14 protein-coding genes are annotated in these 14,211 nt (G+C 26.4%); 9 read left to right on the plus strand and 5 right to left on the minus strand.

The annotated features are described in order from the left end of the window. Positions 1 to 11: 11 nt before the first annotated feature. The 4 genes from argB (at position 12) to IC173_RS06375 (ending at position 3,980) form a co-directional block, all read left to right on the plus strand. Positions 12 to 872, plus strand: a complete 861-nt coding sequence (gene argB, locus IC173_RS06360; RefSeq protein ID WP_227845742.1) for an acetylglutamate kinase — start codon at positions 12 to 14, stop codon at positions 870 to 872. A gap of 52 nt (positions 873 to 924) precedes the next feature. Then, on the plus strand, positions 925 to 2,118 hold the full coding sequence (locus tag IC173_RS06365; RefSeq protein ID WP_255613184.1) for an aspartate aminotransferase family protein: 1,194 nt from the start codon (positions 925 to 927) through the stop codon (positions 2,116 to 2,118). Between the two features lie 106 nt (positions 2,119 to 2,224). Further along, positions 2,225 to 3,247 carry an ornithine carbamoyltransferase gene (gene argF / locus IC173_RS06370; protein ID WP_227435057.1) on the plus strand — a complete coding sequence of 341 codons (1,023 nt, stop codon included), beginning with the start codon at positions 2,225 to 2,227 and terminating at the stop codon, positions 3,245 to 3,247. Positions 3,248 to 3,371: 124 nt separating this feature from the next. Further along, positions 3,372 to 3,980, plus strand: coding sequence for a DUF4878 domain-containing protein (locus tag IC173_RS06375; RefSeq protein ID WP_227482605.1), 609 nt, complete (start codon positions 3,372 to 3,374; stop codon positions 3,978 to 3,980). Positions 3,981 to 4,357: 377 nt separating this feature from the next. Here the strand turns inward: IC173_RS06375 and IC173_RS06380 are convergent, their stop codons facing one another. The 4 genes from IC173_RS06380 to IC173_RS06395 all read right to left on the minus strand — a co-directional run bounded on the left by IC173_RS06380 (position 4,358) and on the right by IC173_RS06395 (position 7,678). Then, positions 4,358 to 5,575, minus strand: coding sequence for a M20 family metallo-hydrolase (locus tag IC173_RS06380; protein WP_227835983.1), 1,218 nt, complete (start codon positions 5,573 to 5,575; stop codon positions 4,358 to 4,360). Between the two features lie 230 nt (positions 5,576 to 5,805). Then, positions 5,806 to 6,444: an ABC-2 transporter permease gene (locus IC173_RS06385; protein ID WP_227435062.1), complete on the minus strand. Its 639-nt coding sequence runs from the start codon at positions 6,442 to 6,444 to the stop codon at positions 5,806 to 5,808. Then, positions 6,444 to 7,307, minus strand: a complete 864-nt coding sequence (locus IC173_RS06390) for an ABC transporter ATP-binding protein (RefSeq protein ID WP_227435063.1) — start codon at positions 7,305 to 7,307, stop codon at positions 6,444 to 6,446. Before IC173_RS06390 ends, IC173_RS06385 begins: the two co-directional genes overlap by 1 nt. Next, positions 7,304 to 7,678, minus strand: coding sequence for a GntR family transcriptional regulator (locus tag IC173_RS06395; RefSeq protein ID WP_227435065.1), 375 nt, complete (start codon positions 7,676 to 7,678; stop codon positions 7,304 to 7,306). The genes IC173_RS06390 and IC173_RS06395 overlap by 4 nt, the downstream gene beginning before the upstream one ends. A gap of 423 nt (positions 7,679 to 8,101) precedes the next feature. On the opposite strand from IC173_RS06395, the gene IC173_RS06400 reads away from it, so the two are divergent. The 5 genes from IC173_RS06400 (at position 8,102) to IC173_RS06420 (ending at position 13,245) form a co-directional block, all read left to right on the plus strand. Beyond that, positions 8,102 to 8,446, plus strand: coding sequence for a replication/maintenance protein RepL (locus IC173_RS06400; RefSeq protein ID WP_227435067.1), 345 nt, complete (start codon positions 8,102 to 8,104; stop codon positions 8,444 to 8,446). 16 nt (positions 8,447 to 8,462) lie between these two features. Beyond that, positions 8,463 to 9,059 (plus strand): hypothetical protein, encoded by a 597-nt coding sequence (locus tag IC173_RS06405; protein WP_227435068.1) that lies wholly within the window; start codon positions 8,463 to 8,465, stop codon positions 9,057 to 9,059. A 36-nt stretch (positions 9,060 to 9,095) separates the two neighbouring features. After that, a complete protein-coding gene (clpB, locus tag IC173_RS06410; protein WP_227435070.1) occupies positions 9,096 to 11,690 on the plus strand; it encodes an ATP-dependent chaperone ClpB in 2,595 nt (864 codons plus the stop codon). Between the two features lie 283 nt (positions 11,691 to 11,973). Next, on the plus strand, positions 11,974 to 12,444 hold the full coding sequence (locus tag IC173_RS06415; RefSeq protein WP_227435071.1) for a methylated-DNA--[protein]-cysteine S-methyltransferase: 471 nt from the start codon (positions 11,974 to 11,976) through the stop codon (positions 12,442 to 12,444). A gap of 660 nt (positions 12,445 to 13,104) precedes the next feature. Beyond that, the gene (locus tag IC173_RS06420; protein ID WP_227435245.1) at positions 13,105 to 13,245 is read left to right on the plus strand and encodes a hypothetical protein; all 141 of its coding nucleotides are present in this window, start codon (positions 13,105 to 13,107) and stop codon (positions 13,243 to 13,245) included. Here the strand turns inward: IC173_RS06420 and IC173_RS06425 are convergent. Next, entirely contained in the window at positions 13,242 to 13,613 is a 372-nt protein-coding gene (locus tag IC173_RS06425) for a helix-turn-helix domain-containing protein (protein ID WP_227855310.1), read from the minus strand. The genes IC173_RS06420 and IC173_RS06425 overlap by 4 nt on opposite strands. Positions 13,614 to 14,211: the final 598 nt, after the last annotated feature.

A 14,211-nucleotide genomic window follows, 5' to 3' on the forward strand; every position in this document is an offset into this window, starting at 1 on the left:
GGAAATGCTTAATGATTGATATAGAAAAAGCAAATACACTGATAGAAGCTTTACCATATATAGAAAAGCATCAAGGCAAAACTATTGTAGTTAAGTATGGTGGAAGTGCAATGAAAAAAGATGGTTTAAAAGAGTCTGTTATGGAAGACCTTGTACTTATGAGTTATGTTGGAATAAATATAGTTTTAGTACATGGTGGAGGAGCAGAAATCAATAAAATGCTTGCTAAAGTAGATATAGAAAGTAAATTTGTAAATGGGCTTAGATATACAGATGAAGAAACTATGGAAATTGTAAAAATGGTCTTAGCTGGAAAGGTAAATAAAGACTTAGTAAACAAGATACATACAAAAGGCGGAAAAGCAGTAGGGCTTTGTGGGATAGATAATAATATGATTTTATGTGACCCATATAAAAATTATGAACTAGGATTTGTTGGAGAAATAAAGAAAGTAAATGTTGAACTTATAGAATCTTGCTTGAAATCAGGCTATATTTCAGTAATTGCAACTATTGGAGTAGGAGAAGATGGTGAGACCTATAATATAAATGGAGATACAGCAGCATCAGCTATAGCTAAAGAATTAAATGCAGATAAGCTGATACTTCTTACTGATGTGCCAGGTCTTTTAAGAGATCCAGATGAAGAAAAGTCATTGATAACAGAAGTTATACTAGATGATGTTGATAAGCTATTTGATGAAGGTATAATTACTGGTGGCATGATACCTAAGATACATGGATGTGTAGACGCTTTGAATAATGGGGTAAATAGAGTTCATATTTTAGATGGAAGAGTTCCTCATTCTATAATAACAGAGTTATTTACTGATAGTGGAATAGGCACATTAATAAGAAAAGAAAATGAATAAGAAAATAAGTTAAATATAAAAAAGATTATAAACTTAAGTGAGGATGATAAAAATGAAGATAAATAACAATAATATAGTTTCAAAATGGGAGGAATATTTCATAAATACATATAGCCAACCTGATTTTATTATAGATTATGGCGAAGGTAGTTGCTTTTTTGATACTAAAGGCAATAAATATATAGATTTTACAAGCGGATACGGAGTGTCTTCTCTTGGATATAGTAATAATAATTTAAAAACTGCTTTAAAGGAGCAAGTGGACAAATTATTACATACATCAAACTTATATTTCAATGGTCCAGTATTGTCTGTAGGAGAAAAAATAATTAATATAAGTGGATTGGATAAAGTATATTTTTGTAACTCTGGAACAGAAGCAAATGAAACTGCTTTTAAAATAGCAAGAAAGTACAGTAGTGATAAATATGGTGAAGGAAGAGGGACAATCATAAGTTTAAAGGATTCTTTTCATGGTAGAACAATGATGTCTTTGATGGCAACTGGTATGGATAAGTACCATAAATATTTTTATCCACTTCCCGAAGGATTTAAATATGTAGAAAAAAACGATATTGAAGATTTTAAAAATAATATTGATTCAACTGTTTGTGCAGTAATTCTTGAAGCAGTTCAAGGTGAAGGTGGAGTTAATGTTCTTGAAAAAGATTATATTTTAGAACTTGTAAAAATATGTAAAGAAAAAGACATAGCAGTAATATTTGATGAAGTTCAATGTGGCATAGCAAGAACGGGGAAACTTTTTGGATATGAATATTTTGATGTAAAACCAGATATTGTTACAATTGCAAAAGGTTTAGGCGCAGGGATACCAATAGGAGGAGTATTAGTAAATGAAAAATTTTCAAAAGTTTTAGGAAAAGGAGACCAAGGTACAACATTTGGAGGGAATTTATTAGCTATGGTGGCAACTTCTGTTGTGTTAGATGAAATATCTAAAGAAGGATTTTATGAAGATGTGTTAGAAAAAGGAGATTATATAAGAAAATCTATTGAAAATTTTAATAGTACAATCGTAGTAAAGACAAAAGGTATGGGCTTGATGATAGGAATCGAAACTACTATTGAATCTAGCACTATAGAAGAAAAAGCTAGAAAAAAAGGATTACTTATTTTGACTGCTGGAAAGAATGTACTTAGATTTTTACCACCTTTAACTATTAGCTACAAGGAGATAAATGAAGCTCTTGAAATTTTAAAAGATATATTACTAGAAGATAATTAAGTTATTAAAAGATTCATTGTTAGGGTGAGAATTAGAGTAGATAAAAATATATGAAACTAAAAATTTTATAGCATTTAAATAAATTTACAAAAAGGGGAAAATCAATATGAATAATATAAGTTTAAAAGGAAAGAGTTTTTTAACATTAAAGGATTTTACAAAAGAGGAAATTAGATATTTATTAACTTTATCTAGTTATTTAAAAACTAAGAAGAAGGTTGGTATAAAAGGAGATTTATTGCAAGGTAAAAATATAGCATTATTGTTTGAGAAGACATCAACAAGAACTAGATGTTCGTTTGAGGTGGCTGCTCATGATGAAGGTGCTCATGTAACTTATCTAGGACCCAATGACTGCCATATGGGTAAAAAAGAATCTGTATCCGATACAGCAAAAGTTTTAGGAAGATTTTATGATGGTATAGAATTTAGAGGATTTAAACAGGAAACAGTTGAAAGTTTAGCAAAATACTCTGGAGTACCTGTTTGGAATGGCCTTACAGATGAATATCACCCAACTCAAATACTTGCAGATTTTCTAACAGTAATTGAAAATGTAGATAAAGATTTAAATAAAGTTAAATTTGTTTATGTTGGGGATGCTAGAAATAATATGGGTAACTCATTGATGATAGGATGTGCTAAAATGGGAATTCATTTTGTAGCGCTTGCTCCTAAAGAACTTTGGCCAAATGAAAAGTTAGTTGAAGATATGAAAGAAATAGCTAAAAAGTCTAAAGGAGATATATTGTTAACTGAAAATATTGATGATGTAAAGGGTGCTGATGTTATATATACAGATGTATGGGTTTCTATGGGAGAAGAAGAACAATATGAAGCGAGAATAAATCAACTTAAAGATTATCAAGTGAATATGGATATGATAAAGAAAACTGAAAATGAAAATGTTATATTTTTACATTGTCTTCCAGCTTTTCATGATTTAGAAACTAAAGTTGGTCAAGAAATTTATGAAAAGTTTGGATTATCAGAATTAGAGGTTACTGACGAGGTATTTAATTCCAAGTATTCAAAAGTATTTGAAGAGGCAGAAAATAGAATGCATACTATAAAGGCTGTTATGGTTTCTACTATGACTGATGTAAATATGAATAATAATTTAATATAAATATTTTTTAATCTAGATTTATGTTTTGATAAAAGTCATAAATATTCTAAATATATTATTAAAAATCCTCATTATATGTTAAAATAATTTATGTATCAACAAATTAAGAGGGAGGATTTGAGATATGAAAAAAATCATATTACTTTTAACAACTTTTTTATTAGCAATATCTTTGACAGCATGTTCAAGTGCAAAACCAGAAGATACAATCAATAATTTTTTTAGTAGTGCAAAGAAATTTGACTTTGAAGGTATGAACAAAGTTATGGAAAATAATGATGAAAAATATAAGGATATACTAAAAGAATTAGAAACAGAAGACCCAAGTACACAGTATGTTTTAGATTATCTAAAACATAATGCATCTAAAATAACATACACAATAAAAGACAGTGAGATTAAAGATAATAATGCAAAAATTCAAGTAGAGTGTAAGTTTGTAGATTCAACACCATTACTTAAAGAAATAGTGGCTGAAGCATTTACAAAGATGCTTGGCATGAGTTTTTCAGGTCAAGATTTAACAGATGAGAAAACAACTGAAATGTTAGTGTCAATTATGAAAGAAAAGCAAAAAAGTGTTGAAGAAACTTTTGTAACAAAAACTGTAGAGTTTGAATGTACTAAGAAAGATAATAAATGGATAATAAGTTCAGCTAATGATGCACTGGCTGATGTATTATTATCTAATCTTGTTACAGCAGGAGAGGAATTTTCTAACTCTATGAGTTAAGTTGAATATTAAATTGGAACTATAATAAAAAATGAATATATAACATTTATAAGGGATATCAGCTTTGGTATCCTTTATATTTTTAAGGTAAATAGATAAAAATCAATGGAGATATTAAAAATAATTTGAATATTTATTGTCATTATTAGAAAAATATTTACTGTATAATATATATTATTTAAAATGAGATAATTACGAATAGAATGTATAATTATAAGTAAGACATATATCTAATGGAAATGATAGATGTGATATTATTGATGAGAAATCAACTTTTATATAAATAGAATTAGAAGGTAGCAATTAGAGTTAGTTGCTACCTTTTTCATGTTTATTTTCTTTTTTTATACATCAGAATGAAGAGTATTATTGTAAAATTATTTTAGATTAAGATTATCTAGTATTTTTAAAAATATTTTTACTGCAATATCTAAATCATTCACAGTAACATTTTCATTAGGATTATGACTTATGCCTTCAGTACATCTTATAAATACCATGCCTATATCAGTTATATTATCCATTTCTTGAGCATCATGACCAGCGCCACTATAAATATAAAATGGGTTGAGATTTAAATCCACAAAACTTTTTTCTATAACTTTTGTCATTTTATCAGAACATGGTACAGGAACATTTTCAAAAGAGAGTTCACTTGTATAATTAAGTTTTCTATTTTGACATATGCGAGTTATTTCATCAAATATTTTTATTACTGAAGTATCAAGAGTTTCTTGTGAACATGAGCGGACGTCAAGAGTAAAATCAACCCTTTCAGGAACTACATTTGATGATGATGGATAGAAATTCATCTTTCCAACTGTAGCAACTAAATCAGGCGTTATCTTAGCTATATTTTCAATTGATAATACACATTCACAAGCACAACATCCAGCATCAAATCGCATATCCATTGGGAGTGTTCCAGCATGGCCAGATTTGCCATTTACTGATATTTTAAAACTCTTAAATCCTGTAATACTTGAAACAATACCAGCAGGAAGAGCATTGTTTTCTAAGACAGGTCCCTGTTCGATATGGAATTCTAAATAAGCATCAATATCTTTTCTAGGGTGTAAATTTATTAAATTTTTAGTATCAAATCCAAATTTTGTCACAGCTTCTTCAAGCGTAATTCCATTTTCATCAACAGATTTGAGTAGTTCCTCTTTAAAAGTACCAGCAAAAACTTTACTTCCCATTAGAGATGTTTCAAATCTTGTTCCTTCTTCCTCAGCAAATGCAACTAATTTAATATTAAATGGATAAGACTTATTATTATTTATAGCTTCTTCAAGTCCAATTAGAGGAACAATTATTCCTAGCATTCCATCAAATATACCTCCACATTTTACACTATCTTGATGAGATGCAACTACTAATGTAGGTGCGTTTAAGAAATTAGATTTATATGTACCTATAATATTTCCAATATCGTCAATTTCAATATCAAGATTCAAATTTTTCATCCAAGAACTTATTAATTCAATCGATTTTTTATGCTCATCAGTTAATATAAGTCTTGTAAGACCTGTTGTTGTTGAACTTATTTTTCCTAATGTTTGTAAATAATCCATACATCTTTGTCCTAACATGTGTACCCTCCTAAAAATATAATTGTCAACTAAATTTATCAGATAATTATATTATATCAGTATATTTAGAAAATAATAGGATGTTACTGAATAAATAAATAATAAAAAAACAAAAATCCTAGTAGAAATAAATTCATAAAAAACAAAAATACTATCAAATTTTACCCTGATAGTATTTTTATAAAATCTTTTATAAAACCACTTAAATATAAAACTAGTGTTAATATCTTTTACACTTCTTTTTTACAATAAATTTTTGTAGAAATAAAATATGAAATTACAAATAATAAAATCGCAATAAATGGAAGAGAATAAACTAAAGTATTAAGTATAATTTCAATAGAAATACTTGAATTAAATCTTTCCAAAAGACTTTTAAATCCTAATATTGCAGCAGTAGGAAGTAAAAAGCATGCAATCATTAATAAACGAGCTTTTTCTGTACCAAATTTATAAATAAGTGGTAAAATAAGGCTAGCAAAACATACTGAAATTGATAAAATTAATCCTGTAATAACTAAAGTATCATCTAAAACAAGTGTATTTTTAAAATATCCATTAACAATGCTAATAATAAGTGAAAAAAATACACCTATAAAGCTAAATATTAACATAGTTAAATATTTACTTAATACAATAGTGTCACGTTTGATAGGCATTGTAAGTACATAGCTATCCCATTTATTTAAATCATCATATGAAAATGTTGAAACAATCATTGTTGTACATAAAACTATAATAACACCTATAAAACTACTGTTATTTCCATCTCCAACAGAAGAGATATATCCAAATACAATCATAAATAAAATTAGAAATTTTATATTGCTTTTTAAATTAAGTAAGTCCTTTAAAATTAGTCCCTTCATTATTTATCACCTCTCACATAAAATAACATAATTTCTTCAATTGATGTATTATCAACTATAAGGTTTGGATGTTTTGTAATAAATTTATACTTATCTTTAAGTAGTACTTCATATCCAAACTGGCTTTTACGATAATATAAATAATCTTCATTTGTAAGTTTAGCAAAATCATTAGAATTACATTTTAAGATACCCATAGTATCGATTAATTCATCTTTGCTTTCGCTAAATACAATTTTCCCCTTATGTATAAATGTAATATAATCTGCTATTTTGTCTAAATCACTTGTAATATGTGAAGATAAAATAATAGAATGTTCTTCATCTTGTATAAAATCTAAGAATATATCCAATATTTCTTCTCTTACAATAGGGTCAAGTGAACTAGTTGCTTCATCTAATATTAATAACTTTGGTTTATGAGATAAAGCTACAGCAATACTAAGTTTCATTTTATTACCTTTTGAAAATTCTTTAATTAGTTTATTATTTGGAACTCTTAGTTGTTTTAAATATTCTTTAAATAGTCTATCATCCCAGTTTTTATAGATATGGCTCATAATTTTTGAGATATTATTTGTATTTAAATTCTCATGAAAGTTGCTTCCTTCAAATACGACACCAATTTGTTCTTTGATTTCTTTTTCATTTTTTATGTTATCAAGGCCAAAGATTTCAATATTTCCACTATCATAAGATATTAAATTTAAAATTGATTTTAGTGTAGTAGTTTTTCCTGCACCATTTTCACCTACAAATCCCATTATAGAGCCTTTTGGTACTGAAAAAGATACATCTTGTAATGCAAAATTTTTGTAAACTTTGTTTAGGTTTTTTATAGTTATTGCGTCCATAATTATCATTCTCCCTTATATAATAAAAGTAAAATATCTTGTAACTCATTATATGTAATGCCACTACTTTGAGCTGTATCAACTGCTTTTTGTAGGTATTCTTCGATTAAACGAAGTTGTTCTTCTTTAACAAAATCCATATTTTTGCCAGATACGAAACTACCTTTACCAGTAACTGTTTCAATAAATCCATCATGTTCTAAATCACTATATGCTCGTTTTGTAGTAATTACACTTATTCTAAGTTCTTTTGCTAATAATCTCATACTTGGAAGAGCAGTACCTTCTGGCAACTCTCCACTTATAATCATACTTTTAATTTGTGTAGTAATTTGTTCGTATATTGGCTTGCCACTTGAATTACTAATAACTATATTCAATTAAACACCTCCTTAAATTGTATATATAGTATATATACATTATATAAATATATATATACTATGTCAAGTAAACTTACAAAAAAATAATTGGAAATATTATGTGTTTAGTGGTTTTACTCTGTAGAAAAGATTATTTTACTGAGCATATTAAAATTTTTAAAAAAAATTTACAAATATTATTCAAAAATCTTACCAATAAATTGAAAATACTGATTTTAAAAAACAATAAAGTTTAGCTTATAGATAAATAAAAGTTTAGCTTATAGATAAAATTTTGCTATTTTTGTTTTTGACATACATATTTTTTTGTAATATATTTATATTATCAATTAGAGATAAGGAGAGTGAGAAGAGATATTTAATTTAGATAAGGCATTAAAAAAAGATTTAAATCAAGAATACACAGAAAGTAGAAATTTGGTTATGAACAAAAGTAAATATATGAATGTTTGCTTTAAAAATTATATCAAAGTGGCAGAAGGAATGTATACTAAAAGAGATTTAATTCCAATAAAATTGATAAATTCTATGGATAAAAATAATAAGATTAGGAAAACACTACATGAATTATCTTGCGAATTTGAATATCCAAAGACTTCCTTGTCTTCATTGTTTACAGAACTAAAAAAATTAGATTTTTTACAGAAAGTAAAAAATGGTGAGTATATGATAAATCCACATATAGCATATAAAGGAAATAAAGCTGATAAAGAAAGTTTACTAGAAGAATATAATCAGATAAAAAGACCTAATAAGGTTAGTAAATAAGGAAGAAGGTTTTTATATGAGTTTAAAACTTGATAGAAATGTTCTACAGTGGTTTGATTATGTATTTGAAAATGAAGAAACTAGTTTGAGATATTATAATTTTGAATGTACATTAAAAGAGATTAGCCCCACTAGTTTAAACAGAGTAGCATTTATATTAGAAAAAAATAATTCTGAATACTGGAAGTTGTATTTTGAAATACCAGCTGAAGTTACTTTGAAACTTAAACAAAACATTCATCCTTTATTTAGAGAGTATATATATGAACAAATATCACTGTATAACGATAATCAAATTTACAATTTTGTAAATTCAAATTTATTAAAAGTGTTTAATAATATTGCAATTTACCAATATAATCTTTTAGAAAATCTATATACTATTGATTTTAGAAAGAGTTTTATAGATAAGTGCCAATATTTGTTAATAGGTGAAAAAAGACTTATAGATGAAGATTTATATCTAAGAGCAAAATCAAAAGAAGTGTTTGATTTTTTTAATTCAGATGGAACCTTTAATCTGACATTAAGTTTTGACATACAAAAAAATGAAAGTTTGCTTGATAGTCTTTTAGAGCTTAGAAAATCAATAATCATAAATGAGAGAATTTAATTTATTTGGATATAATATTAAAATGGAGGGATTTATATGGACGTAGAAAAAATGACTTTAAGAGTTCAAAAAAGTTTAAATGAGGCTTATAATGAAGCAGTAAAAAATCATAACCAACAAGTAGATGTAATTCATCTTTTTTCAGCACTTATTAATCAAGAAGATGGATTAATACCAAATATAGTAGAAAAGATGAATATATCAATAGATTCTTTAAGAAATACTGTAAACTTTGAAATGGATAAACTTCCAAAAGTATATGGAGAAGGAGCAGATTCACAAGGAGTGTCAGCTACTAGAAAAATAAATGAAGTACTTATAAAAGCAGAAAGTATTTCTAAAGAATTTAAAGATTCATATATAAGTGTTGAACATGTTATGCTTGCAATGATGGAAACAGAATCAAAATCAGTTGTTGGTAAAATATTGAAACAATATAATATAAATAAAAATGATTTTTTAAATGTTTTATCACAAGTTAGAGGTAGTCAAAGGGTAGAAACACAAGACCCAGAAGGAACATATGATGCACTTGCTAGATATGGAACAAATTTAGTAGATTTAGCTAAAAAAAATAAATTAGATCCTGTAATTGGAAGAGATGAAGAAATAAGAAGAATTATAAGAATTTTATCAAGAAGAACAAAAAATAACCCTGTATTAATTGGTGAACCAGGTGTAGGTAAAACTGCGATAGTTGAAGGCTTAGCAGAGAGAATAGTAAGAGGAGATGTACCAGAAGGATTAAAAGATAAAATAGTATTTTCTCTTGATATGGGCGCATTGATTGCTGGTGCAAAATATAGAGGAGAATTTGAAGAAAGATTAAAGGCTGTCTTAAAAGAAGTTCAAAGTTCTGATGGAAAAATCATTCTATTTATAGATGAGATTCATACTATAGTTGGAGCTGGTAAAACAGAAGGCTCAATGGATGCAGGTAACCTGATTAAGCCTATGCTTGCAAGAGGAGAGTTAAATTGTATTGGTGCAACTACTTTTGATGAGTACAGAAAATATATAGAAAAAGATAAAGCCCTTGAAAGACGTTTCCAACCTGTAATTGCAGAAGAACCTACTGTTGAAGATACAATATCTATACTTAGAGGACTTAAAGAAAGATTTGAGATACATCATGGAGTAAGAATTCATGATAATGCTATTGTAGCAGCAGCAAAACTTTCTCATAGATATATACAAGATAGATTTTTACCAGATAAAGCAATAGATTTAATAGATGAAGCTGGAGCTATGATTCGTAGTGAAATAGATTCATTGCCAACAGAATTAGATGTGGTTAGAAGAAAATTATTTACACTAGAAACTGAGAGAGAAGCTTTGCTTAAAGAAAATGATGATAAGAGTAAGACAAGATTAGAAGATATTCAAAAGGAAATAGCAGAGTTAAAATCTAAAAATGATGAAATGACTGCTAAATATGAAAAAGAGAAGAGTCAAATACTAGATATCAAAAATTTAAAATCTCAATTAGATGAAGCTAAAGGAAAAGCTGAAAAGTACGAAAGAGAATACGATTTTAACAAAGCAGCAGAGGTTAAATATGGTGAAATACCTAAATTAGAAGAGCAAATAAAGAAATATGAAGAAAGTATGAATGATGGTTCTGAAAACTCACTTTTAAAAGAAGAAGTTACAGAAGAAGAAATATCTAATATTGTATCAAAGTGGACAGGTATACCAGTAACTAAATTAGTCGAAGGTGAAAGAGAAAAGCTACTTAAGCTAGAAGATGAACTTCATGAGAGAGTTATTGGACAGAATGAAGCTGTTACAGCAGTTTCAAATGCAGTAATACGTGCAAGAGCTGGCCTAAAAGATGAAAGAAAACCAATTGGTTCATTTATATTCTTAGGGCCTACAGGAGTTGGAAAAACTGAACTTGCAAAAACTCTTGCTAGAAATTTATTTGATAGTGAAGACAATATAATTAGAATTGACATGTCTGAATATATGGAAAAACATGCTGTATCAAGATTAGTAGGACCTCCTCCAGGATATGTAGGATATGAAGAGGGCGGACAACTTACAGAAGCAGTTAGACGTGCACCTTATTCTGTAATATTATTTGATGAGATAGAAAAAGCACATGAAGATGTATTTAATATGTTTTTACAAATATTAGATGATGGTAGACTTACTGATAATAAAGGTAAGACTGTAGACTTCAAAAATACTCTTATAATAATGACCTCTAATATAGGAAGTAATTATTTATTAGAAGCAGGTGGAAATATAACAGATACCACTAACAGTCTTGTAATGAATGAGATGAAGCATAGATTTAAACCTGAATTTCTAAATAGAGTAGATGATATTATAATGTTTAAACCTTTAGACCAAGATAATATCAAGAAAATTATAGACATATTTATGGAAGATTTAAAAAATAGATTAAAAGAAAAAGATATTTCTATTGAGGTTACAGATTCAGCTAAAGATGTAATGGTGAGAGAAGGTTATGACCCTGTGTATGGTGCAAGACCTCTTAAGAGATATATAGGAAATACATTAGAAACTATAATTGCAAGAAAACTTATTGCTGGAGATATATATAATGGATGTACTATAGTTATAGATGGGCAAGATGAAAATATTGAAGTTTTAGTTAAGTAATAAAAAGTCAGTAGAGCAAAATGTATGGTTTGATACATCATGCTCTACTGACTTTCTTGTTCATTAATGTTAATTAATTTATATATTTATGATTTTAATAAGGAAGATATAATTAGTTTTATTATTTATATAATATAGGGTATTAATTGATTTTATATAAAACAAATATTTTTAAACAGAGTAAAGTTTTTTTATTAAAAGTTGATAAAATATATGATATAAATAAGTAAAACTATTAATCATAACTGAAGATAAAAATAAATATGGAAGGATATAGTGCTCAATGAAAAATATATTTTACTATGAAACTAAAATTGGGAAAATAGGAATATCAGAAGAAAATAATTACATTACAGATTTATTCTTTGGGATACAAGAATTATCTTGTGAAAAATATACCGTTAAAGAGACTAAAATTATAAAAGATGCAAATAAACAACTAAGTGAATATCTAAATGGTGATAGAAAAAAATTTGATTTACCATTACATCCATCAGGAAGTGAGTTTAGTAAACAAGTGTGGAGTGAACTTTGTAAAATTCCATATGGAGAAACAAGAACTTATCTAGAATTAGCGAATACAATCAATAGACCTAAATCATATAGAGCAGTGGGGTTAGCCAATAGTAAAAATCCTATTTCTATTTTTATACCTTGCCATAGGCTTATTGGTTCTAATGGAAGTTTAAGAGGTTATTTGGGAGGAATAAAAACAAAGGATTATTTATTAAAACTGGAAAGTGAAAATAAATAATAGAATTATATAGTAAGTACATATTGAAAAGATAATACTTATAATGAAAATTAACTTTATTTTCATTAATAATTAGGTTCCAATAATTAAGTCATGAAAACTTAAACTCTCAATAATAAAAATAGTTTCAAGCTAAATAAATTTTACTACACAAATATAAAGTGAATAACATAAATAAAAGATAAATAGTATTTTGTGAGAAAAATTTGAAGTGTAGTCAGGTAAATATAGCCTCTTTAGAAAGTGGATTTTAATTATGTTTATAAATGGTAAAAAAATACTGATAATGATAGTTAGTAAACTATAATTATCAGTATTTTTTATACTTTATCAAGGACTAAAAAGTAGATTAAATAAACATAAAAATTTATATATTTATACAAAGTTTTATAATAAAAATTATCTTGAAAAATATATAAAAACATAAAAAATATACAAAATTCTACAATAATAGATTTTATTGTTATAATTACGAGTTTTTTATTGCATCTGTAGAATAAAAGTATTATTATATAGTTAAGATAATTATCCAAGAAAATTTTGGATAAGAGAAAAATATTTTATGAAATGAAAAAATCATAATTACATAATTTTTATTAAAAATTTGTTGGGAATCTTTGAATAAAATTAAGAACATAGGTTCGCTGGGGGATGGTGTATGTGGAAAAATCAAATACTACTATTATAAGAAAGGAAAAAATTAAAGACACAGGAATTAAATTAGATTTTTTATTGAGTGTAGATATTGATTTTTATGAACTGTTATTAGAAATATTGGAAAAAGTAAAAGAAGAGAACTAATTCTCTTCTTTTAAAAATCTCTTTATATAAGCATTATCAATCATTTTTTCTATAGCCTCTCTATCTTCTTCTTCAAGTGAATATATCTTTTCTAAAAGCTGCTTTGTTTTTTCACTAACTGATAAACTTTCTATTATTAATTTGTCTTCTCTATTTATTTTTGTATTTTCATTTATACCTAATAAATAATCTGTAGATGTCTTCAGTGATTTTGCTAATCTTACTATTATTTCACTTTTAGGTTCTCGCAGATTATTTTCATAACGTGATAAACTAGCTTCAGTTATACCAACGTTAGTAGCAAGTTCCTTTTGATTTATATTCAACTCTTTTCTTAGCTTTGCTATTCTATCTCCTAAACTTTCCATATGTACATCACTCCTTACCGAAATTATAAGTTATTTTGCTGAAAAGTAAAATAAAATTACCAAAAATATATAAAAAAAGAAAAAAGATAAGAAAAAAGATTGATAATTACCGTTTGTATATATATAATATAAATTATACAAATGGTAATTTATGGAGAGGTGATATGTTGAATGGAAACAAATCAAAATTAAAAATGATGCTATAAAAAAATAATGAAATTATTAAAAACAAATCCTATAATACATTTATTTGAAGAAAATATAAAAATAAGTTTATAGAAAAGAGATATATATGTTGTAAAATATTGAGTTTTGATATAAATGATTTAATATACAAATGATTTGAATAAAAATTTTTATTAATACAATTACCAAATGTATAAATCGACATAGAAAGGGTGGTAAGGATAAGTTTTACTAAGTGAAATAGATTGTATAATGATGTTGGAATAATCAACAAATGATTTATTATGGAAATAAAAAAGAGAACTAATTAGCAAGGCTTTTAGGATTAAAGAAACTCTCAAAAGAGAAAGATGGTATATAAATATGTAATGGTAAAAGTTTTAATTATGTCAAAATAGTATATAACAAGGAA

The sequence above is a fragment of the Clostridioides sp. ES-S-0048-02 genome, from assembly GCF_020658495.1.
GTDB lineage: Bacteria > Bacillota > Clostridia > Peptostreptococcales > Peptostreptococcaceae > Clostridioides.

What these genes read in the sequence shown, in the direction of transcription:
- argB (WP_227845742.1), top strand. Translation starts at nt 12, where the DNA reads ATGATTGATATAGAAAAAGCAAATACACTGATAGAAGCTTTACCATAT.
- IC173_RS06365 (WP_255613184.1), top strand. Translation starts at nt 925, where the DNA reads ATGAAGATAAATAACAATAATATAGTTTCAAAATGGGAGGAATATTTC.
- argF (WP_227435057.1), top strand. Translation starts at nt 2,225, where the DNA reads ATGAATAATATAAGTTTAAAAGGAAAGAGTTTTTTAACATTAAAGGAT.
- IC173_RS06375 (WP_227482605.1), top strand. Translation starts at nt 3,372, where the DNA reads ATGAAAAAAATCATATTACTTTTAACAACTTTTTTATTAGCAATATCT.
- IC173_RS06380 (WP_227835983.1), bottom strand. Translation starts at nt 5,575, where the DNA reads ATGTTAGGACAAAGATGTATGGATTATTTACAAACATTAGGAAAAATA.
- IC173_RS06385 (WP_227435062.1), bottom strand. Translation starts at nt 6,444, where the DNA reads ATGAAGGGACTAATTTTAAAGGACTTACTTAATTTAAAAAGCAATATA.
- IC173_RS06390 (WP_227435063.1), bottom strand. Translation starts at nt 7,307, where the DNA reads ATGATAATTATGGACGCAATAACTATAAAAAACCTAAACAAAGTTTAC.
- IC173_RS06400 (WP_227435067.1), top strand. Translation starts at nt 8,102, where the DNA reads ATGAACAAAAGTAAATATATGAATGTTTGCTTTAAAAATTATATCAAA.
- IC173_RS06405 (WP_227435068.1), top strand. Translation starts at nt 8,463, where the DNA reads ATGAGTTTAAAACTTGATAGAAATGTTCTACAGTGGTTTGATTATGTA.
- clpB (WP_227435070.1), top strand. Translation starts at nt 9,096, where the DNA reads ATGGACGTAGAAAAAATGACTTTAAGAGTTCAAAAAAGTTTAAATGAG.
- IC173_RS06415 (WP_227435071.1), top strand. Translation starts at nt 11,974, where the DNA reads ATGAAAAATATATTTTACTATGAAACTAAAATTGGGAAAATAGGAATA.
- IC173_RS06425 (WP_227855310.1), bottom strand. Translation starts at nt 13,613, where the DNA reads ATGGAAAGTTTAGGAGATAGAATAGCAAAGCTAAGAAAAGAGTTGAAT.